At 56.3% G+C, this 19,737-nt stretch carries 20 protein-coding genes; 10 read left to right on the top strand and 10 right to left on the bottom strand.

The annotated features are described in order from the left end of the window. The first annotated feature begins 82 nt into the window (after window positions 1-82). A complete protein-coding gene (locus tag FJV47_RS09725) occupies window positions 83-1,600 on the top strand; it encodes a PucR family transcriptional regulator ligand-binding domain-containing protein (RefSeq protein ID WP_159612410.1) in 1,518 nt (505 codons plus the stop codon). A 40-nt stretch (window positions 1,601-1,640) separates the two neighbouring features. On the opposite strand, the gene FJV47_RS09720 is transcribed toward FJV47_RS09725, so the two are convergent. Next, window positions 1,641-2,273, bottom strand: coding sequence for a GntR family transcriptional regulator (locus FJV47_RS09720; protein WP_159612408.1), 633 nt, complete (start codon window positions 2,271-2,273; stop codon window positions 1,641-1,643). A gap of 153 nt (window positions 2,274-2,426) precedes the next feature. On the opposite strand from FJV47_RS09720, the gene FJV47_RS09715 reads away from it, so the two are divergent. From FJV47_RS09715 to FJV47_RS09700, 4 genes are read left to right on the top strand one after another with little or no spacing between them, the layout of a single operon-like run. Then, window positions 2,427-3,644 (top strand): sarcosine oxidase subunit beta family protein, encoded by a 1,218-nt coding sequence (locus FJV47_RS09715; protein WP_159612406.1) that lies wholly within the window; start codon window positions 2,427-2,429, stop codon window positions 3,642-3,644. 10 nt (window positions 3,645-3,654) lie between these two features. Further along, window positions 3,655-3,954 carry a sarcosine oxidase subunit delta gene (locus tag FJV47_RS09710; RefSeq protein WP_159612404.1) on the top strand — a complete coding sequence of 100 codons (300 nt, stop codon included), beginning with the start codon at window positions 3,655-3,657 and terminating at the stop codon, window positions 3,952-3,954. Next, a complete protein-coding gene (locus FJV47_RS09705) occupies window positions 3,951-6,848 on the top strand; it encodes a sarcosine oxidase subunit alpha family protein (RefSeq protein WP_159612402.1) in 2,898 nt (965 codons plus the stop codon). The genes FJV47_RS09710 and FJV47_RS09705 overlap by 4 nt, the downstream gene beginning before the upstream one ends. After that, the gene (locus tag FJV47_RS09700) at window positions 6,841-7,446 is read left to right on the top strand and encodes a sarcosine oxidase subunit gamma (RefSeq protein WP_159612400.1); all 606 of its coding nucleotides are present in this window, start codon (window positions 6,841-6,843) and stop codon (window positions 7,444-7,446) included. The genes FJV47_RS09705 and FJV47_RS09700 overlap by 8 nt, the downstream gene beginning before the upstream one ends. A 19-nt stretch (window positions 7,447-7,465) precedes the next feature. Here FJV47_RS09700 and FJV47_RS09695 read toward each other — a convergent pair whose 3' ends face one another. The 4 genes from FJV47_RS09695 to FJV47_RS09680 all read right to left on the bottom strand — a co-directional run bounded on the left by FJV47_RS09695 (window position 7,466) and on the right by FJV47_RS09680 (window position 10,843). Next, window positions 7,466-7,693: a hypothetical protein gene (locus tag FJV47_RS09695; protein ID WP_159612398.1), complete on the bottom strand. Its 228-nt coding sequence runs from the start codon at window positions 7,691-7,693 to the stop codon at window positions 7,466-7,468. A 4-nt stretch (window positions 7,694-7,697) separates the two neighbouring features. Further along, window positions 7,698-8,876, bottom strand: coding sequence for a S8 family serine peptidase (locus tag FJV47_RS09690; RefSeq protein ID WP_159612396.1), 1,179 nt, complete (start codon window positions 8,874-8,876; stop codon window positions 7,698-7,700). Between the two features lie 132 nt (window positions 8,877-9,008). Next, the gene (locus FJV47_RS09685; protein ID WP_159612394.1) at window positions 9,009-9,722 is read right to left on the bottom strand and encodes an SDR family oxidoreductase; all 714 of its coding nucleotides are present in this window, start codon (window positions 9,720-9,722) and stop codon (window positions 9,009-9,011) included. A 44-nt stretch (window positions 9,723-9,766) separates the two neighbouring features. Then, window positions 9,767-10,843, bottom strand: a complete 1,077-nt coding sequence (locus FJV47_RS09680; protein WP_159612392.1) for an alkene reductase — start codon at window positions 10,841-10,843, stop codon at window positions 9,767-9,769. 166 nt (window positions 10,844-11,009) lie between these two features. Here FJV47_RS09680 and FJV47_RS09675 point away from each other — a divergent pair, with 166 nt between their 5' ends. After that, window positions 11,010-11,612 carry a TetR/AcrR family transcriptional regulator gene (locus tag FJV47_RS09675; protein WP_159612390.1) on the top strand — a complete coding sequence of 201 codons (603 nt, stop codon included), beginning with the start codon at window positions 11,010-11,012 and terminating at the stop codon, window positions 11,610-11,612. A gap of 94 nt (window positions 11,613-11,706) precedes the next feature. Here the strand turns inward: FJV47_RS09675 and FJV47_RS09670 are convergent, their stop codons facing one another. Genes FJV47_RS09670 through FJV47_RS09655 form a run of 4 tightly spaced genes read right to left on the bottom strand, consistent with a single transcriptional unit; the run spans window position 11,707 to window position 15,359 of the window. Then, window positions 11,707-12,501: a strictosidine synthase gene (locus FJV47_RS09670; protein WP_159612388.1), complete on the bottom strand. Its 795-nt coding sequence runs from the start codon at window positions 12,499-12,501 to the stop codon at window positions 11,707-11,709. A gap of 39 nt (window positions 12,502-12,540) precedes the next feature. Beyond that, entirely contained in the window at window positions 12,541-13,395 is an 855-nt protein-coding gene (locus tag FJV47_RS09665; RefSeq protein WP_159612386.1) for an alpha/beta fold hydrolase, read from the bottom strand. 46 nt (window positions 13,396-13,441) lie between these two features. Further along, window positions 13,442-14,437, bottom strand: coding sequence for an NADP-dependent oxidoreductase (locus tag FJV47_RS09660; RefSeq protein ID WP_159612384.1), 996 nt, complete (start codon window positions 14,435-14,437; stop codon window positions 13,442-13,444). Window positions 14,438-14,489: 52 nt separating this feature from the next. Continuing rightward, entirely contained in the window at window positions 14,490-15,359 is an 870-nt protein-coding gene (locus tag FJV47_RS09655; protein ID WP_159612382.1) for an alpha/beta fold hydrolase, read from the bottom strand. Window positions 15,360-15,473: 114 nt separating this feature from the next. On the opposite strand from FJV47_RS09655, the gene FJV47_RS09650 reads away from it, so the two are divergent. The 4 genes from FJV47_RS09650 to FJV47_RS09635 all read left to right on the top strand — a co-directional run bounded on the left by FJV47_RS09650 (window position 15,474) and on the right by FJV47_RS09635 (window position 19,294). Continuing rightward, the gene (locus FJV47_RS09650) at window positions 15,474-16,124 is read left to right on the top strand and encodes a TetR/AcrR family transcriptional regulator (RefSeq protein ID WP_159612380.1); all 651 of its coding nucleotides are present in this window, start codon (window positions 15,474-15,476) and stop codon (window positions 16,122-16,124) included. After that, on the top strand, window positions 16,108-17,517 hold the full coding sequence (gene lpdA, locus FJV47_RS09645; RefSeq protein ID WP_159612378.1) for a dihydrolipoyl dehydrogenase: 1,410 nt from the start codon (window positions 16,108-16,110) through the stop codon (window positions 17,515-17,517). Before FJV47_RS09650 ends, lpdA begins: the two co-directional genes overlap by 17 nt. An 81-nt stretch (window positions 17,518-17,598) precedes the next feature. After that, complete coding sequence (locus FJV47_RS09640) at window positions 17,599-18,804, top strand: NAD(P)/FAD-dependent oxidoreductase (RefSeq protein ID WP_159612377.1); 1,206 nt, start codon at window positions 17,599-17,601, stop codon at window positions 18,802-18,804. Between the two features lie 49 nt (window positions 18,805-18,853). Continuing rightward, on the top strand, window positions 18,854-19,294 hold the full coding sequence (locus tag FJV47_RS09635) for a universal stress protein (protein WP_159612375.1): 441 nt from the start codon (window positions 18,854-18,856) through the stop codon (window positions 19,292-19,294). Here the strand turns inward: FJV47_RS09635 and FJV47_RS09630 are convergent. Then, complete coding sequence (locus FJV47_RS09630) at window positions 19,291-19,587, bottom strand: CHY zinc finger protein (RefSeq protein ID WP_159613124.1); 297 nt, start codon at window positions 19,585-19,587, stop codon at window positions 19,291-19,293. The genes FJV47_RS09635 and FJV47_RS09630 overlap by 4 nt on opposite strands. Between the last annotated feature and the right edge of the window lie 150 nt (window positions 19,588-19,737).

Here is a 19,737-nt window from a genome sequence, read left to right as displayed (position 1 = left end):
ATGCATACTGTCGCCTTATGTATGCTTGAAGGTGTCACAATGACACCTGATGGTTCGGCCATTCAGAAGATCGGGGCAAAACTTGTTTATCCCTTTGCTGGAAGTCCTGGAAGATCCGATGTTTCGGGCCGCGCAGCCAGAAGTGTTGGCAGCACAGAATAAAATTGCTGTAACGAAAGTTCGCTGGGTGCATGCCACCGAGATATTAGATATTGCACCCTTGCTTCGTGGTGGTGAACTGCTGCTGAGCACCGGACAGGAACTCTTGAGGCTGCGAGAAGAAGCGCAGATGGCTCACATTCAGGCGCTGTCTGAACGTGGCATTTCGGCATTGGTTTTGGAACCCTATACGCGACACGCGCCGATCACGGATCGATTGATTGAAATTGCTGAGCAGGTACAACTGCCATTGATTCGTCTGCACCACACTGTGCCATTTGTGGATCTCACCGAGCGTATTAATCGCGCGATCGTTTCGAAACAGGCAGCGATTTTGCAGCAGGCGGATATGTTGTCACAGCGACTGGCTCAGCGCATTGCGACATCGGGACCAAATCTGACACCACTTCTTCAGATGATCGGTGATGATCTTGGGCTACCGGTGAGTTTGCAGTCTTTAGACGGCCAGGCGCTAGTTGCCTCTGCGGGCGAGCCATCTGATTTAGTGGTTTCCGCGGAAGAACCTGGTTCGTCGTGGAACGCCACCACCGACATTGTTATTGGCGGAGATGTAGCCGCTCACCTAGTCATTGAGTGCCGACAGGCTGAGGAAGCAGAATATGTGTCGATGATTGTTCAGCGACTGGGTGGCATAGTCAGTCTGGCCTTTGCACAACACCATCGACCTAGTCGTGCGCAACTGGCTAATCATGCCTTGATGCACGCCATTATCGAGAATGCTGGCAGGCATTATCTTGCAGAACGAGCTCTAGAAGCGGGCATCGAAGCTGAACGACCCGTCTGTATGGCGGTAGTGCAAAGTCATGACTTGAGCCGGCTAAGGGCTCAACTGGAGAAGGCGCTCCAGAGTGAAGTGAGAACAGGGTGCATTTCTCTGCAGAATAACAGACTGTATTTCCTGATCGAATTGGATCCAGAAAATCCCAGACGTTCACGTGACCGTTGTATTTCAAGGCTTCGTCAGACCTTAAAAGACTTCGCTATCGAATGTGCAGTGGGACCGATGGTCACTGCGGTAACCCAAGCGCCTCGATCTCTCAAAGATGCATTAATGCTTGATCGCTTTGCCTCGGTGCGCGCAACTGAAGGCAGGGTTCGCGATGCTTCTGAGTATGCGCTAGAACGACTCTTTGCCCAGGTGGGCGATACCCCGGCAGCCAACGGTTTTGTGGATGAGGTTCTTGGTGATCTTCTGGAGTGGGACCGGCTGCGCCATGGTGAGCTGGTGCCGACATTACATGCGTGGTTATCCACCGGATGCAACGTGACGGCCACGGCGGCGCAGCTGTATTTGGAGCGGCAGACGCTTCACAAGAGGCTCAAGAAAATCTTTACGTTGCTGGGCGGTGACCCGCGGGAAAGTGGAACTATTTTGCATATGCATTTGGCCTGCCGGATTCAGTTGTCCCAAGGACGCTGAATATCCCCGTCGCAAATTACCAGCGAAGTCTTGTTGATTTTCAGAGAACTGCGCGCACAGATTTTTCAAAGTGGATGATGTGTTCCCGTGCCAATTCCCGTGCTTTGTATCTATCACCGTCGAGGATGGCCTCCAAGAGTGAGACGTGTTCGGCGATATGTTCGGTGACGCTAGGTAAGCGTTCCAAAGTCATGCACCAGATGCGGGTTGCCAGATTGTCTAGACGGATGAGGGTTTCCTCTAAGTGGTGATTGTTGGCGGCTCGGTAAATCAACCGATGAACTTCAAGGTCATTCTCCATCAATGTTCGGCGGTCACCGTTTTTGGAAAGTTGGGTGACCGCGGCAAGAGTTGATTCGATGCCTGTGCGCGCGGTGCCACCATGCAGGGCAGCAGCCCGGTCAGCGGCCAACGGTTCTAAGGCAAGACGAACCTCGGTGATGGCGGCCAATTCGGTGATGTCCACCCGTGAGGCGAAGGTGCCCCGGCGCGGATAGGAATGAACCAGATGATCAACCTCTAGCCGTTTTAGCGCTTCACGTAAGGGGGTGCGACCGATGTTTAATTCTTGGACCAACGCGGCTTCGTTGATCGGTTCACCCGGAGCAATATCCATCATGATCAGGCGATCGCGCAGTATTTGATAGGCGCTCTCTGAGAGGGATTCATTCATCTGATCCTCCTTGCGGTGCGTAGCATCTAAGTATTTTTCGTCAACCCATTGACCGGGCCACAGGTTCCATCATACAGTGAATCGCAGATTGATATATCAGTTGTCGGCAATTCATACATCCTAAACGTTTCCGCTGAAGATTGGAGATTCACTGTGGCTGATCTGCTACCCGAGCACCCGGAGTTCCTGTGGGCGAATCCGGACCCCAAGAAGTCCTACGACGTAGTGATCGTCGGAGGCGGCGGCCACGGTTTGGCGACCGCATACTTCCTAGCAAAGAACCACGGCATCACCAATGTGGCCGTCCTTGAAAAGGGCTGGCTAGCCGGCGGGAACATGGCTCGCAATACCACCATTATTCGCTCCAACTACCTTTGGGATGAATCAGCTGGCATTTACGAAAAGTCACTCAAGCTTTGGGAGCAGCTACCAGAAGACTTGGAATACGACTTCCTCTTCTCCCAGCGTGGTGTGCTGAACCTAGCCCACACCCTAGGTGATGTGCGTGAATCCGTACGACGCGTCGAGGCTAATAAGCTCAACGGTGTTGACGCCGAATGGCTTGACCCATCCCAGGTCAAGGAAGCCTGCCCGATTATCAATACCAGCGACAACATTCGCTACCCGGTCATGGGTGCTACCTGGCAGCCACGCGCTGGTATCGCCAAGCACGACCACGTGGCTTGGGCCTTCGCCCGTAAAGCCAACGAACTGGGCGTTGACATCATCCAGAACTGCGAAGTTACCGGCTTCATCAAGGACGGCGAAAAGGTCACCGGTGTGAAGACCACCCGCGGAACCATCAACGCTGGCAAGGTTGCACTGGCTGGCGCAGGCCACTCCTCGGTGCTGGCGGAAATGGCTGGCTTTGAGTTGCCAATCCAGTCCCACCCACTGCAGGCACTGGTCTCCGAGCTGTTCGAGCCCGTGCACCCAACGGTGGTCATGTCCAACCACATCCACGTCTACGTCTCCCAAGCACACAAGGGCGAGCTCGTGATGGGTGCAGGTATCGACAGCTACAACGGCTACGGTCAACGCGGCGCCTTCCACGTGATCGAAGAACAGATGGCTGCCGCAGTGGAACTGTTCCCAATCTTCGCTCGTGCCCACGTCTTGCGTACCTGGGGCGGCATCGTGGATACCACCTTGGATGCCTCGCCGATTATTTCCAAGACGCCAATCCAGAACATGTACGTGAACTGCGGTTGGGGTACCGGAGGGTTTAAGGGAACCCCGGGTGCAGGGTTCACATTTGCCCACACCATTGCCCATGATGAAGCACACTCGCTGAACGCACCGTTTAGCCTTGAACGTTTTGAAACCGGCCACTTGATCGACGAACACGGCGCCGCAGCCGTCGCACACTAGGAGCAGCCACATGATGCTAATAGATTGCCCGCACTGCGGGCCACGAAACGAAAACGAATTCGGCTACGGCGGGGAAGCCCACGTGGCCTATCCGGAAAATCCTGCGGAACTGACCGATAAAGAATGGTCGCGCTACCTGTTCTACCGCGGCAATAAGAAGGGCATCTTCGCCGAACGTTGGGTCCACTCCGGCGGCTGCCGCAAGTGGTTCAACGCGCTACGCGATACCGTCAGCTACGAATTTTTGGCCGTTTATGGTGCTGGTGAAGCACAGCCAGAGATCGAAAAGATTCAAGGAGGCACCCGATGAGCAAGCCACAACGTCTGAGCGAAGAACTCAGCTCCCGTGCCCGGATCAACCGCGAAGAACCGCTGAACCTGAGCATCGACGGTCAGCCGCTGACTGCCTTCCGCGGAGACACCATTGCCAGCGCCATGCTGGCCAACCAGATTCGCCAGGTCGGCCCGTCGCTGTACCTCAAGCGCCCACGCGGCATCCTTGCTGCCGGGGTAGAAGAGCCCAACGCACTGATCACCGTCGCCGCCCGCCACGCCGCTGACGTCAACGAATCCATGCTGCCGGCCACCACCGTATCGGTGACCGAAGGAGTCTCGGCGAGCCTGCTTTCAGGCTTGGGCGTACTGGATCCAGACACCGACCCTGCCTACTACGACCACGTACACGTCCACACCGACGTTCTGGTGGTTGGTGCAGGGCCTGCCGGTCTGGCCGCTGCCCGTGAAGCCTCGCGCTCCGGTGCCCGTGTGATGCTGTTGGATGAACGGCCCGAAGCAGGTGGCACACTGCTAGATACCGCCGGGGAAAGCATCGACGGTCTAGATTCCACCGACTGGATCGGCCAGGTAGTGGGCGAATTGGCTGCAGCTGAAGAAACTACCCACTTACAGCGCACCACCGTGTTTGGTTCCTACGATGCCAATTACTTTGTGGCTGCCCAGCGACGCACCGTGCACCTTGATGAGCCTGCCGCCCCGGGTGTTTCCCGTGAGCGCATCTGGCACATCCGTGCCGGACAGGTTGTGTTGGCTACCGGCGCCCACGAGCGTCCGGTGGTATTTGAAAACAATGACCGCCCGGGCATCATGCTTGCCGGTGCGGTGCGCAGTTACTTGAACCGTTACGGGGTTCGTGCAGGGGAGAAGATCGCGGTCTTCACCACCAACGACTCTGCCTACCAATTGGTCAGCGAATTAGCTGCCTCCGGCTCGGTCGTCGCAGTAGTTGATGCACGGCAGAACATTTCCGCCGCGGCCGCCCAAGCGGTAGCCGACGGGGTGCAAGTCATCTCGGGTTCTGCTGTGGTTGATACCGAAGCCAATGAAGATGGGGAGCTTTCGGCCATCTTTGTTGCCACCTTGGATGAGCAGCGTGAGCTGGGCGAGGTCACCCGCATTGATGCAGATGTACTGGCAGTGGCCGGCGGCTTCAACCCGGTAGTGCACCTGCACTCACAGCGTCAAGGCAAGCTGGACTGGAACACCAACATTCATGCTTTTGTCCCCGCCAACGCGGTAGCCAAGCAGCATTTGGCTGGTGCCGTGACCGGACTGCTTGATACCGCTAGCGCCTTGTCCACGGGCGCTACCACCGGTGCAGCCGCAGCGAGCGCTGCCGGCTTTGAGACCATCGCACGCGTGCCTGAAGCGCTACCGGTCCCAGCCGGGGAAACTCGCCCGGTCTGGTTGGTGCCATCACGTTTGGGTGATGACGCAGCGAACTACAAGTTCCACTTTGTTGATTTGCAGCGTGACCAGAGTGTCTCCGACGTGCTGCGTGCTACCGGAGCAGGCATGCAATCGGTAGAACACATCAAGCGGTACACCTCGATCTCCACCGCCAACGACCAAGGTAAGACTTCTGGCGTGGCAGCGATTGGTGTGATTGCAGCGGTATTGGGCATCGAAAACCCAGCCACCGTGGGTACCACCACTTTCCGCGCTCCATACACCCCAGTGGCTTTCGCCGCCCTGGCAGGTCGTAACCGCGGGGATCAGCTGGATCCAGCGCGGCTGACCGCGATGCACTCCTGGCACCTTGAGCACGGCGCAGAGTTCGAAGACGTCGGACAGTGGAAGCGGCCTTGGTACTACCCACAGGCCGGCGAAGATATGGACACCGCGGTCTACCGTGAGTGCAAAGCCGTGCGTGAATCGGTAGGCATGCTTGATGCCACCACGCTGGGCAAGATCGAGATCCGCGGAAAGGATGCAGCAGAATTCCTGAACCGCATCTACACCAACGGCTACACCAAGCTCAAGGTTGGCATGGGGCGCTACGGCGTGATGTGCAAGCCCGACGGCATGATCTTTGATGATGGTGTAACCCTGCGTTTGGCTGAAGATCGCTTCTTGATGCACACCACCACCGGTAACGCGGCGGCGGTACTGGACTGGTTGGAAGAATGGTTGCAGACTGAATGGCCAGAGCTGGACGTGGTGTGCACCTCGGTGACCGAACAGCTAGCCACCGTAGCAGTAGTGGGGCCAAAGTCCCGCGAAGTAATCGCCAAGCTCGCCTCCAGCGTTGATGTCTCCACCGAAGCCTTTAAGTTCATGGCATTCCAAGACATAGTGCTGGATTCCGGGATTGAAGCACGACTATCGCGCATCTCCTTCTCTGGAGAATTAGCCTTTGAAATTGCCATCCCGGCTTGGCATGGACTCAAGGTTTGGCAGGACGTGTACGAGGCCGGCCAAGAATTTGGTATCACCCCCTATGGCACCGAAACCATGCACGTACTGCGTGCAGAAAAGGGCTTCATCATTGTCGGTCAGGACACCGACGGTACGGTCACCCCGCAAGATGCCGGTATGGATTGGGTCGTTTCCAAGCTCAAAGACTTTGTCGGTAATCGCTCCTACTCACGAGCAGATAACCAGCGCGAGGACCGCAAGCACCTGGTCTCGGTGCTGCCGGTAGATAAGAACCTACTCTTGCCAGAAGGTGCAGCACTGGTATCGGTGGAGGAACTGGCCGCCGAGGGGATCACCCCAATGGACGGCTGGGTCACCAGCTCCTATAACTCGGCTGCATTGGGCCGAACCTTTGGTTTGGCGCTGATCAAAAATGGGCGCAACCGCATCGGTGAAACCCTGCGAACCCCGGTAAATGGCCAGCTTGTTGAGGTCACCATCGGTGAAACCGTCCTCTTTGACCCGGAAGGAAGCCGTCGAGATGGCTAATGACACTTTGATCAAAAATGAAACACGTGTTTCTCCTGCAGCGCACCTGTACCAAGAAATGGCTGACGCTTCGGTGCCCGGCGCATTGTCGTTGAGTGAAGTTGCCTTCAGCACCAAGGTCTCGGTGCGTTGTGCACCGGGCAGTGCTGGCTTTGACGCCGTGGCAACAGCTACCGGTGTGGGCTTGCCTCACAAGGTCGGAGAGGTGCGCGGTGAAGTGGATACCGTGGCAGTGCTCTGGCTGGGTCCGGACGAGTTCTTGGTGGCAGCCCCGGAGGATGCGCAACTGGCGGCTAAACTCGATCAAACTCTAGGGGAAAATCCAGGACAGGTAGTGGACCTTTCGGCCAACCGCAGCGTGCTGGAACTTACCGGTGCTAAAGCCCCGCTGGTGCTGCGCAAGAGCTGTCCGGCAGATCTGCATCCACGAGCATTTGCCGTGAATCACGCGATCACTACATCACTGGCTAACATTCCAGTATTGCTCTGGCGTACCGGTGAAGAAAGCTGGCGGATCATGCCGCGAGCTTCCTTCACCGAGCACACCGTGCGTTGGCTCATTGATGCGATGATCGAATTTCGTACCGAATCAATCTAGTCGGATTAGCCTGGTCAGGCTACTCGTCTAGTGCGCGGTAGGTGCGTTGGGCATCCACCGATTGCACGGAATCTAATCCACGTAACTGTGTAGCAACCTGCTCGCTGCCCCGACCAATAACTTGGCCCAGGGCAGCGAGCACTCGTTTAACTTGTAAACCGTGAGATTCAAGTTCACTCACCGCGCCGGTGGCTTCAATGCCCTCGGCCAGCGTGATGACATATACCGGTAATTCAGAGTCGGACATGAGCCTAGCTTTCTGCGCTGGTGGGGGCTTGGGCCAGGCCGGCACCCACCTCGGTGGTCGGCAAGGACAGGCTGCGAGCTTCTTGGACTAACTTGTCCCACAGTTCTTGGGCACGTAACCCGGTGGATTCTGCCAGCAGTGCGGCAAGCCCGGCCACATGCGGGGTCGCCATGGAGGTACCACTGATGGTGTTGTAACGCTGGGAGCCTGGCCAAGAGGAATAAACATTTACACCAGGACCGGCAATGTCCACCTCGCCGCCCTCGGTGCTGATCGCTTGAGCCGAGAAGTCAGCAACCGCCAGTTTGGAGTCCACCGCAGCGACCGCCATGATGTACGGGCTATTAGCCGGTGCGCCCACAAAACCGGGGTTTCCCGCTGAACGCTGGGCATTGTTGCCGGCGGCGGCCACGATCAACGAGCCTAGTTCTAAGGAACGTCGGCCGGCGGTGACGTAGGGAGGGTGCACGGTTTTTACGTCGGCGCCCAGAGACATTGAAATGACTTGGCACTTGTTTTCCAACGCCCAGTTGATGCCAGCGAGGATGTTGGAGTCAGAACCTGAGCCGTCGGCACCGAGCACCTTGCCGGCAAAGATATTCGCTTCGCTGGCCACGCCATAACCCGGGCCTTGCTCAGGAGTGCGTGGTCCACAGGAGGTGCCGATGCAGTGGGTTCCATGACCGTGGCTGTCGGCAGCATCTTCGCCGTCCACCAGGGATTTGGTGGTGACGTTGCGTCCGGCAAAATCCGGGTGGTTGGCATCAAATCCGGTATCCAGAACCGCGAGGTTGATGCCCTTGCCGGTATAAGTGCTCAGATCTGCGCCCACCGCTTGCAGCCCCCAAGTGAACTGCTCGTTGTCGGTGAAACTGTCCTTGGCACCAGCATCTGGAAGGATGCGGTAGATCAGTTCAGGCACTACCTCGGCTGGCAATTGGTGGCCTGCGCAGCGTTGGCGGAAATCATCAAGCTGGTCAGCTTTGCTGGTGACCACCGCGATGCCCAACATCGGGAAGTACTCACTGAAGGAGTAGCCCTGTTCGGCTAGCAGTTGAGGCACTTGCCGCTCGCGAGCTTCGGCAGCGATACCAGGGGTTGCCGGATCCGCCGAATCAAAGATGATCACAAAGCGGTCGGGTACTTCGGTGGCTGCTGAGCGTGGAGAGCTTTTGCTGAACATGTCGGGCTCCTTGCTGGTTCGTGGACGTTGCACCTGCGAGTGCTTCGTACTGTACAAGCAGGGCCCGACATGTCACCACGCTCGCCACCGAATACCCAGCGAGCTTTTACTTGGCTGTTTTTACTTGCCCTATTACTTGCCCTGCGCCAATTGTGGGTAGAGAGCTTCCAATGGTGCCGACAGTCCGGACTTCACCTGCACGGAGGTTTCGTCAGCGAGAACTTCAAATTCTCCGGCCTCGGTAGCGTCAAGTACCTTGGTCACAAGCACTGCTGGATCCAGCTTTGGATCGGTGCTTGCAGCGGCCATAGCGGTATCAACCCAACCTACGTGCACACCAACTACCTGAACGCCTGCAGGCTGCAGTTCCAGGCGAAGCGAGTTTGTTGCGGACCACAGGGCTGCCTTGGTAGCCGAGTAAATACCGGCGACCGCATACCAAGCCAGAGCCGAGTGGATATCGATGATTGCGGTGTTCCCACCCTTGGCTGAGAGCAGTGGAGCGTAGGCGCGAGCCAGGAACAGTGGGCCCAGGAAGTTGGTCTCCACGTTGGCACGGATTTCTTCGTCGCTGTGGCCCAGGATTTCGGAGTTGCTTGTCGAGGCGCCGGCGTTGTTGATCAACACGGTGACATCTGGTGCAGCTTCGACGGCGGCCTTGATGGACGCCGAGTCGGTGACATCCAAGGTCAGCGGTACAACACGCTCGTCATCCCATACTTGTGGGTTTCGGGCTGAGGCATAGACCTTGGCTGCGCCACGGGCCAGAGCTTCGCGGACAAAGTGTCCACCGATTCCGCCGTTTGCGCCGGTGACTAGAACTACTGCATCTTTAAGTGAAGTCATGAGAATGCTTCCTACTTTCTTTCGTGAATTTGTTTCTGTTGGTTTTAGGCGTGAGTCAGGGTTGGGTAGTCGATGTAGCCCTTTGCTCCACCGACATAGAGGGTGGCTGGGTCCAAATCATTAACCGGTGCGTCGGTACGCAGGCGTTCAACAACATCAGGGTTAGCTAGGGCAATGCGTCCCAGCGGTTCGATATCTGCCAATCCTGCCTCGACGTCCGCACCGATAGTTTCGCGTTCGCGACCGTAGCGCACCACCAGTACGGCCGTTGGCCACGCCTGGCGCAGAGAGCGCAGTAGTGGGTCATCGCCCAGGTGATGAACGTGCAGGTAGACCAGATTCAGTTTGGCCAATTCTCCGACCAAGTGTCGGTACTGGGCATGGACATCTGCTGGCTCGCCCTCGAACAGGCCTCCGAGTGGGAAAGCAGGCGAGATGCGGATGCCGGTGCGATCCGCTCCAATTTCTTCGGCAACCGCCTGAGCGACCTCAACGACAAAGCGTGAACGATTTTCTACCGAGCCACCGTATTCGTCGGTGCGTTCGTTGGCATTTGGGGCCAGGAACTGGTGCAACAGGTATCCGTTAGCTGCGTGGATTTCTACACCGTCAGCTCCCGCAGCGATGGCCGAAGCAGCTGCGTGACGGAATTCGCCAATGACTTCTTGCATATCTTCGCGGCTCAGTTCGCGTGGCACGGGAGTCTGCTTTTTACCCTCAAGGGTGAAGATCTCTTGCTCAGCGGAGATCGCTGACGGCGCTACCGGCTGACGATGATGTGGGGTGTTGTCCGGGTGAGCCGAGCGGCCAGCGTGCATTAGCTGAATGAACAGGTGTCCACCTTCAGCATGAACCTCATCGGCGACCTTGCGCCAACCTGCGATGTGCTCTTCGGTGTAGATGCCTGGGGTGTTGAAGTAGCCCTGGCCGTCAGCCGACGGCTGGGTTCCCTCGGTGATAACCAAGCCGAGGGATGCGCGCTGTGCGTAGTACTGTGAGACATGCTCGCCCGGGGTGCCGTCTGCATTTGAGCGGTTGCGGGTCATCGGCGCCAAAGCAAGGCGGTGGGGGAGTTCGATCCGGCCGAGAGTGAACGGCTGCCAAAGGGACGGGGAAGTCATAACGAGCGGTTTCCTTATCTACTAATTGTGGGCACTGTCCTAGGGTTGAGGCCTTGTTGCCTCACGCCATCGTGGAAGAATGGAAGGTGTAAATTTCCAACCCCAGCAAACGGTGACTATGATCAAAACTGAGCGTAGTCATAGTTTATTCCCGGAGGATCAAAAGATGTCAGTGGCGTCCCAGCCCCTAGGGCGGCGTGAGCGAAACAAGCAGGAGAAGCTTGAACGCATCACCGCGGCCGCCAGTAAACTCTTCGCTAAGTACGGCGTAGACGAAGTGACCACACAACAAATTGCCGACGCTGCCGATATCGGCACCGGCACACTATTCCTGTACGCCAAGAACAAAGGCGAACTGCTACTGCTGGTGCAAAATCTGCACTATGCGCAGTCCCTGGAACGCGGATTGGCGGCAGCGAATAAGACCTCCACTGCGCTGGATGGAATTCTGGCCTTTATTGAACCAATAGTGGAATGTAACCGCGTCCAAGTAGAAAATGGCCGTACCTACCTGCGTGAGATGGTTTTTGGAGATCCGGAAGAACCTCACCACGCTGAAGCCTTAGCTATTGTTGAGCAGACTCAGGCGGTGACGGCGGATCTTCTAGTCGAGCGCTCCCAAATGGCGCAGGATCAGGCAAAGAGTTTTGCTTCGGTGATCTCAGCGATCATGTTCTTGGAATTGTCTGCGACGGTCAATGCCCAGTCCAGTAACGCGGAAATCATGGCGCGACTTCGTACCCAAATCTCTTCGGTACTGCCAGGCTAAGCTGGCGCAACTAAGCAGTGCACTAAGGCCTGCGCCATTCGGTCAGTGGGTTGGGCTGACCGAATGGCGCAGGCCCTAACAATTTGCCGAGCGACTAGGATTCGGGTGCTGCGAGAATCTCGCCACCCTTGACGTAGCGCAGTGTCGTTTCCACATCGTAGGCGTGAACGGCCGAGGTAAAAGGCGCGATTAGCTCAGAGAGATTGGCAGCCCGACCTCCGGCGAAAAACTTCTCACGCGCCTCGTCGTCAACAAAGCCTAGAATCACCGAAGCATGTAGATGCTGGTCCTCGGGATTATCGTGCGCAACGTTTGGGGTATCCCACAGCTTCTGACTCCAAGGCAGAAATACCTGGGTGCGCAATTCAGTAAGCACCCCGGTTTCTACTAGAGCTGGTACCAAAGTTTTCTTCACGAACTTATGGAAGGCCACCGTGCCGGTGTCCTTGCCCCGGCGTAGGTACAACACTGCGCGAGATCCCGGATGGGACCCAGGAGCCACGTCGTACCACCGGGAGGAACTCGGAGGTCCGGCGTAGAGCAAGGTGCGGCGGAAGACATTAACCTCGTCTGCAAAGGCCAACGCGGTTTGCTCGCGCCCGGTCAAAGGGGACAGAGCATTTTCGAAGGTTACTTCGGCGATGCCGTCAATCTTCCGATCCTCGGGAATGAGCGTCTCCAAGGACGGGTGGGCTGGCCACCGTCCAGGATTAGCTTCTGCCAGATGAATCTGCCGATATTCGCTCAAGCCCGGAGTATTGGTGATAATCCCAGAATGCGGACCTTTCCAATAGTCCATGCCGGTTTGGCGTGGCTGGTCCTTGCGCATCCAGAGCAAGATCGATGAAGTGAAGTGCTTAGCGACCTCTGGTTTTGCTTTCTCACTCATGTTCAGGCCTTCCAATTGATTCTTGCGAAGAAAACGGGACTACTCGGACAGGAATTCGGCGGCGACCGGCGCGAACTTCTCCCAGTACTGGAAGATGCCACCGTGACCGGAGTTCGGGTAAATGATCAGTTCGGATCCGGCGATGCGCTGGTGTAGGTCCACCGAAAGGATCGATGGAACCATCCGGTCATGATCGCCATTGGCGATCAAAGTTGGGATGGTGATCTTTGACAGATCCGAAGGTGCCGAACGGCCAAACTTCACGATGGCCTTAAGCTGAGTTTGCAGCGCTTTGAAAGCGATGTCCTTGTCGCGGTCGACGGTGCGCTCCTTCAAACGCTCCACAAAAGCCTTGCCAGCTTTTTTGCCTTCCTTGTTGCGTTCGAAGAACAAGAACTCTTTAGGATCTGAGCGGGTGATGGTGGCGCGGAAGATGTCCCAGTAGGTCACTGCAACCACCTTGTCGATGTTCCGGCCGCCACGTGGACCGGTGCCGGTGAGCACCAACTTTCGCACCAGATCAGGGTGCTTGAGCACTAGATCCTGAGCGATGAAGCCACCCATAGAGAACGAGAAGATATCGATCTTGTCGTAGCCCAGCGCGGTAATGAAGTTGTACGCGTCGTCAGCAGCTGCCTCCAAGGTGTCGGGAACTGTGCCAGAAGATGCGCCTACGCCGCGCTGATCAAAGGTGATAACGTGGCGTTTTTTTGCGATGGCATCAACAATGCGTGGGTCCCAGTTATCCAAGGTTGCTGCCAAGTGGACAAAAAAGACAACCGGGATGCCGCCCTTAGGGCCCAACTCGCGGTAGGCGAAGTTAACGCCACCGGCGTTGATGGTTTTTGCCGGTGCTTGCGCGTAGGAACTGATGACTGGTTCATTTGTGGACATGATTTCTGCTCCTTCTGAGCTTGGGGAATGCTAAATGGTATGAGAACTAGGCGCCGAGGATAACAACTTTGCCGCGGGCGCCACCTTTGGCTAGAGCTTCCAAAGCTTGAGGTGCCTGATCAAATTCAAAGGTCTTGCCAACTACCGGATTGAGCACATCATTGTCGATGAGCTTGGCGATTTCGCGCAGCTGTTCGCCGCTGGCATCCATGAACAAGAATTCGTAGCTGACCCCAAGTTTCTTGGCCTGCTTGCGGATTTTGGCGCTCAATGCGGTGACGGCTAAACGGAACACTACGTTCAGGCCGGCCTTGGCTGCGAAGGCAGGATCTGGTGGTCCTGAGATGCCGATGGCCTTGCCGCCCGGACGCAGGATGCGCAGGGATTTCTCCAGGTTTTCGCCGCCAAGTGAATCGAGCACTAGATCGTATCCGGAGAGTTCCTTTTCGAAGTCCTGGTTGCGGTAGTCAATAACTTCATCGGCTCCCAGTTCGCGGACAAAGTCGGCATTCTTGGCAGACGCAGTAGTGGCCACATATGCACCGAGGTGCTTGGCGAGCTGGATCGTGATTGAGCCAACGCCGCCGGCACCAGCGTGGATCAGTACCTTCTGTCCCGGCTGAATATTTGCGCGGACTACCAGGGCCTGCCATGCAGTGAGCGCAACCAACGGTAACGAAGCGGCCTCTGCGATAGTGATGGTGGTTGGGGCCAGAGCAACGTCGGCCTCGTCGATGGCGATGCGTTCGGCAAAGGTCCCAATGCGGAAATCGCGGGGGCGAGCGTAGACCGTGTCCCCGACTTTGAATCCGCGGACCTGGGAGCCGACACTGATGACAGTACCGGCAACGTCATGGCCAAGGACCAGAGGAGTCTTGTAGGGAAGGATAGTTTTGAATTCGCCTTCACGAATCTTTTCGTCCAGTTGGTTCACGCCAGCTGCCAGTACCTTCACCAGTACGTCGCGCTCGCCGAGGGTTGGCTCGGGACTGTTGGTCTCGCTGAGCGTACCTTTGTATTTATCGATAGCGAATGCTCGCATGTTATGTGCTCCTCTTGGCTGATGCTTGGACATTTGTCGAAACGTCGCTCGGTCAGCGACTCAAGAATTTAGTGATGGTTTGTGAAATTGATGCACGGTGTTGGGAGACAACACCATGCCCGGCGTCCGGGTAGATCTGCACCTGCGTTTGGGGGAGTACGCGTCTGAGCGCTTCGGTGTTTTCTGGGAAGACCATTGCGTCAGAATCGCCGTGCAAATCTAGTACGGGGCCAGTGAACCCCAGGGTCACGGGCGTCGCTTGGCCCCAACGTTTGACTGCGCGTAACTGGGCCACTAATACGTTCGGCGCTACCGGCTTGTCGCGACTGCTGGTTCGGAGCTTGAGCCGAGCCTGATACTCTTTGGCGGCGTGCTTGGCGTTATCAGTTTTTGTGAAAAACAAGACGGAGGTGGGGTTGGTCAAGGTGACTGCCCCACGTAGGACACCGCTGATGAAAGTCTTGGTCATTTGCGTCAGTCTAGGACCGCTCTGTGGTCCGGTCCCGGCGAAGACCACGCGGTTCACTAACTCGGGTGCTTGGCGTAAGACTTCCAGTGCCACCATCCCACCCATGGAGAGTCCAAATAGATCAATTTGAGCTAGGCCTAATGCTCGGATGGCCGCTATCGCATCTTGAGCCATGGCTTCGAAATTATCTTGCGGTGTTCCGGTAGAAGCACCCACGCCGCGGTAGCCGATCAGGATGACTCGTCGCGTGGCGGCGATGGGGTCGATGAGTTCTGGATCCCAGCTATCGAGGTTCGCGCCCAAATGGGTCAGCCCGACCAGTGGCAAGGTCTCGTCCTGACCATTACCAAGTTCGCGGTAGATGAATTGTGCCCCGGCGGCATCCACCGTGCGATTTTCCGCAGCAACAAGCGATGCTGTGGCACCGTGATCTTCGTTAGGTTGCTTTGTCATTTGCGCTGTGTGCTTCCTGCCTTGTTCGCTGTGAGGATGAAAGGTTTTCATCTCCATACTTCCGAGTATACTCAATTATGAGCAAGCTCAGATATTTTTGTCAAGGGAGGAAATATGAAGTCAGTCTATGCTCCCCGTGGTCGCCGGGAACGGGCCAAAGAAGAAAAACTTAAGCGAATTTTGTCCGCAGCCAGCTACCTGCTCGCCAAAGAGGGAATCAACAGTGTCACAACGCAACAGGTTGCTGACAAAGCAGATATCGCTATCGGAACCCTATACCTCTACGCGGGAACCAAAGCGGAGCTTTTGATTATGGTGCAGAACCAAAAATTCGCCACCGCAATCGAAGAAGGGCTGGCTGCCGACACCTTGACTAAGGGGCCGGATCCTCACCCCGTTCGAGACCTCATGGCTCTGATAGACCCGGTGCTGACCTGTATTCGAGAGCATCCAGAAAATGGTCGCACCTACATGCATGAGCTAGTTTTTGGCGACCCCGCAGAACCTCATCGAGCCGAGGGACTGGCCCATGCCCAGCGTTGGGAACAAGGAATGCGAAAGGTGCTCTCGGAGTACGCTGGCCTTGACGGAGCGATACTCGCTCGTGTGATCACCTCGATAGTCCATGTCACTGCAACGGCCACCATGTACCTAGATGACTCATTGCCTGTCATCCGCGCCAACGTTGAACAGCAGATCGCAGCAATCTTGCCAAGAGAAACAATTCTGTATCTAAAGGAGAACTTCCATGAACACCAGTACTAATCACTTTGACGTTGTAGTTCTCGGCGCGGGCCCCGGTGGTTATGTCGCCGCTATCCGTGCCGCGCAACTGGGCAAATCGGTGGCCGTCATTGAAAAGCAGTACTGGGGTGGGGTGTGCCTTAATGTGGGCTGTGTTCCTTCCAAGGCCCTGCTGCGCAACGCTGAACTTGCTCACACCTTCACTCATCAAGCTGAACAGTTCGGCATCCGCGGAGAGGTGGACTTTGATTTCTCGGTCGCTTTTGACCGCAGTCGCACCGTAGCCGAGGGAAGAGTTAAGGGTGTGCACTTCCTCATGAAGAAAAACGGCATCACCGAGATCAACGGACTGGGTAGCTTCAGCGACGCTCGCACCCTTCAGGTTCAGCTCTCCGAGGACGGAAGCCAAACCGTCACTTTTGACAACGCCATCATTGCAACGGGCTCCACTGTGAAACTGCTGCCAGGGGTGGAATTAAGTAAGAACGTGGTGACCTTCGAGTCTCAGATCCTTTCCCGCGAACTGCCAAACTCCATGGTGATCGTCGGTGCCGGAGCCATCGGGATGGAATTCGCCTATGTCCTCGCCAACTATGGAGTCGAGGTCACGATTATTGAATACCTTGACCGGGCTCTACCCAATGAAGATCCAGAAGTTTCCAAAGAGATCGCCAAGCAGTATAAGAAGTTGGGTATCACCCTGCTCACCTCGGCCTCGGTGAATACCGTCGAAGATGATGGATCCTTAGTGACCGTGACCTATACACCGAAGGGTGCTGAACCCAAAAGCATCGTTGTGGACAAGGTGCTAATGTCCGTGGGCTTTGCTCCACGCACCGATGGCTATGGGCTGGAAAATACGGGCATCACATTGACCGATCGCGGTGCCATCGGTATCGACGACTACATGCGCACTAACGTGCCACACCTGTACGCGATTGGAGATGTGACCGCAAAACTGCAGCTGGCCCACGTGGCCGAGGCCCAGGGCGTCGTGGCAGCGGAAACCATCGCCGGTGCAGAAACCCAGACGCTGGGCGACTACCGGATGATGCCGCGCGCGACCTTCTCGCAGCCGCAGGTTGCCTCCTTCGGATTGACTGAACAGCAAGCGCGAGATGAGGGCCACGAGCTGAAAATTGCTAAGTTCCCATTTACCGCCAACGCAAAGGCACACGGCCTGGGTGAACCCGGAGGATTCGTGAAAATCATTGCCGATACTCAGTATGGCGAGCTGCTTGGCGCACACCTGATCGGTGCCGATGTGGCTGAGCTGTTGCCAGAACTCACGCTCGCTCAAAAGTGGGATCTGACCGCGACCGAACTTGCCCGTAACGTGCACGTTCACCCGACGTTGGGAGAAGCTTTACAGGAAAGTTTCCACGGTCTTACTGGACACATGATCAATCTCTGAGTGAGTCGATTAAGTCCTTGCCAAGCACAGCGTCCGGGTGTGAGTATCGAGGTACATGGTTGTCGAGGAATCGGGTGCAGCATGGAATCGATCGTTGTCCTTGGCGGGGGTTTAGCCGCAGCAAGCGTCGTGAGCGAATTACGTGAGCGCGGTTATTCCGGAAAGCTGACCTTGATCAGTGATGAAACCGACCTGCCCTATGAACGTCCGCCGTTATCTAAAGGCTTCTTGCAAGGCAAGGAAGAGCCAGCGGACTTCATCGTTCATGACTCCATTTGGTACTCCGAACATGGGGTTACTCTGCGTCTGGGTGTGGCCGGGATCAGTATTGAAGCGGAACAGCAACGAGTACTGCTAGCGGATGGCGATTCGGTGAGCTATGACCATCTGGTTCTAGCCACCGGATCGCGGGCCAGCCTCGGGAAAGAGGCTCCGATTGCCGGCTATGACTTGCCTGGTGTGCATGTGTTGCGGACGCTGAATGACGCAAAGTCTCTGCGTGAGGACATCACTGAAGGAACGCAAGTAGCCGTGGTCGGCTCTGGCTGGATTGGTATGGAGGTCGCTGCCTCGACGCGTCAGAGCGGAGCGCGGGTCACCGTCTATTCGCCTACCGACGTTCCGCTGAGCAAGGTTTTTGGCGAGCGCTTCGGAAACTATCTCTTGGAGCTACATCAACGTCACGGTGTCGATGTGCGTACAGCACGGGTACAGGGCATCGAACAAGCGGACGGGCATCTGCAAGTGTATTCGGATGCTGGATCCTCCCGTGCTGACGTTGTAATCCTAGCGATGGGTGCGGTTCCGAATCTGGAACTGGCTGAAACTGCGGGGTTGGACGTGGACGGTGGCGTAGTTGTTGACCAGAGCCTACGAAGTAGCAATCGACAGATTCTCGCAGTGGGAGATGTCGCCCAAGCTTTTAACACACATCTCGATCGCCACCTGCGCGTAGAACACTGGGATAACGCAATACGCCAAGGGAAGCTGGCCGCCGCTACGCTCACCGGCGCTGATGAGTCCTCTGACTGGTTGCCGTACTTCTTTACAGACCAGTTTGATCTGGGTATGGAATATGTTGGCCACAGTTCACCGGATGACAAAACGGTGATCCGTGGAGATACTGAATCTGGAGAATTCATCATTTTCTGGCAGCACGGCCAGACGGTGACTGCTGCGGCCAACGTGAATATTTGGGACGTCAACGATACGTTGCGGACGCTGGTGGGGCGCAACATCGACGCGGAACGTTTGGCCGATGCCCAGATTGATTTGACGCAACTTTAGTTTAGGATTTTTTGGAGAATACTGGTTCGTTAGAAAGCAGGAACAGCTGATGGGCACGATGGTTTTGGGTGTGGAACCTGGAATGAATGCAGCCGTGTTGGCGGCCGCTGGAAAGCTGGCGCGAGAATTGCATGCACGTTTGGTGTGCGTTTATGCAGACTCTGGACGGATCGTGACGCAAAAGTTGGCCGCCGGAGACCTGCTAACCTCGGCGGGCAAAGTCTCAGAGGAACTAGCGTGGGAGATTTCCTCGGTGATCACTGGTGTCCAATTCGAAACCTACACAATTGCCGGCGACCCAGCAAAGGTGCTCAGCGCAGTAGCCGAGCAACTTGATGCTCAAATGATTGTTGTCGGTACTCGAAGAGCTGGCTTGCGCAACAGAATGACTGAAATCATTGACGGCTCCATTGCCGTCACCTTGGCGCACAAACAGCTGCGCCCCGTATTGGTTATTCCTCGACAGCCTGAAGCTGCCGAAGACTTCTAGGACGACAAATCAAAATACAGATTTTCGTGGAGTTTGCAGCCGGGGTTGAATAGCGCTTGGCAGTGCGGGCATGAAGATGAAGCACGGTATTCATCAACGCTTAGTTCGCAGCGGCAAACTCCGCAGAGAACTGCGGGTTGATCAAACTTATATGCCGGCCAAAGTTGGGCCGGATGTTCAGCCAATTCGGCGTGGCAGAGGTGGCACGGGTAATAGGTGTCGCAGCAGTAGTGTTTGAGCGCGATGACGTCGCGGAGCTGATGATAGTGAGCGCATCTGGTTTGTTCATCCATCTGCACACCACGCAAACTCACGTTTATCGCCACGGGACCTCCTAAGAACTTGATGGCCTGTGCAAAAAAGCACGCCGAATGTGCACAATCTGTGTCCCACTATGCACCCTTTGGGCTATCTTTGGCGATGTGATCCGGGTCATACTCGCT

It is taken from the genome of Glutamicibacter sp. JC586 (assembly GCF_009805585.1).
In the GTDB taxonomy this organism is placed as follows: Bacteria; Actinomycetota; Actinomycetes; order Actinomycetales; family Micrococcaceae; genus Glutamicibacter.
Note: the sequence above shows the minus strand (reverse complement) of the source record. Positions and strands in the feature narration are given on the sequence as shown.

Coding starts and splice junctions, on each gene's coding strand:
- FJV47_RS09635 (WP_159612375.1), top strand. CDS start 18,854: ATGGGCACGATGGTTTTGGGTGTGGAACCTGGAATGAATGCAGCCGTG.
- FJV47_RS09710 (WP_159612404.1), top strand. CDS start 3,655: ATGATGCTAATAGATTGCCCGCACTGCGGGCCACGAAACGAAAACGAA.
- FJV47_RS09700 (WP_159612400.1), top strand. CDS start 6,841: ATGGCTAATGACACTTTGATCAAAAATGAAACACGTGTTTCTCCTGCA.
- FJV47_RS09670 (WP_159612388.1), bottom strand. CDS start 12,501: ATGAGTGAGAAAGCAAAACCAGAGGTCGCTAAGCACTTCACTTCATCG.
- FJV47_RS09640 (WP_159612377.1), top strand. CDS start 17,599: ATGGAATCGATCGTTGTCCTTGGCGGGGGTTTAGCCGCAGCAAGCGTC.
- FJV47_RS09630 (WP_159613124.1), bottom strand. CDS start 19,587: ATGGATGAACAAACCAGATGCGCTCACTATCATCAGCTCCGCGACGTC.
- FJV47_RS09675 (WP_159612390.1), top strand. CDS start 11,010: ATGTCAGTGGCGTCCCAGCCCCTAGGGCGGCGTGAGCGAAACAAGCAG.
- FJV47_RS09695 (WP_159612398.1), bottom strand. CDS start 7,693: ATGTCCGACTCTGAATTACCGGTATATGTCATCACGCTGGCCGAGGGC.
- FJV47_RS09705 (WP_159612402.1), top strand. CDS start 3,951: ATGAGCAAGCCACAACGTCTGAGCGAAGAACTCAGCTCCCGTGCCCGG.
- FJV47_RS09720 (WP_159612408.1), bottom strand. CDS start 2,273: ATGAATGAATCCCTCTCAGAGAGCGCCTATCAAATACTGCGCGATCGC.
- FJV47_RS09655 (WP_159612382.1), bottom strand. CDS start 15,359: ATGACAAAGCAACCTAACGAAGATCACGGTGCCACAGCATCGCTTGTT.
- FJV47_RS09685 (WP_159612394.1), bottom strand. CDS start 9,722: ATGACTTCACTTAAAGATGCAGTAGTTCTAGTCACCGGCGCAAACGGC.
- FJV47_RS09665 (WP_159612386.1), bottom strand. CDS start 13,395: ATGTCCACAAATGAACCAGTCATCAGTTCCTACGCGCAAGCACCGGCA.
- FJV47_RS09660 (WP_159612384.1), bottom strand. CDS start 14,437: ATGCGAGCATTCGCTATCGATAAATACAAAGGTACGCTCAGCGAGACC.
- FJV47_RS09650 (WP_159612380.1), top strand. CDS start 15,474: ATGAAGTCAGTCTATGCTCCCCGTGGTCGCCGGGAACGGGCCAAAGAA.
- lpdA (WP_159612378.1), top strand. CDS start 16,108: ATGAACACCAGTACTAATCACTTTGACGTTGTAGTTCTCGGCGCGGGC.
- FJV47_RS09690 (WP_159612396.1), bottom strand. CDS start 8,876: ATGTTCAGCAAAAGCTCTCCACGCTCAGCAGCCACCGAAGTACCCGAC.
- FJV47_RS09680 (WP_159612392.1), bottom strand. CDS start 10,843: ATGACTTCCCCGTCCCTTTGGCAGCCGTTCACTCTCGGCCGGATCGAA.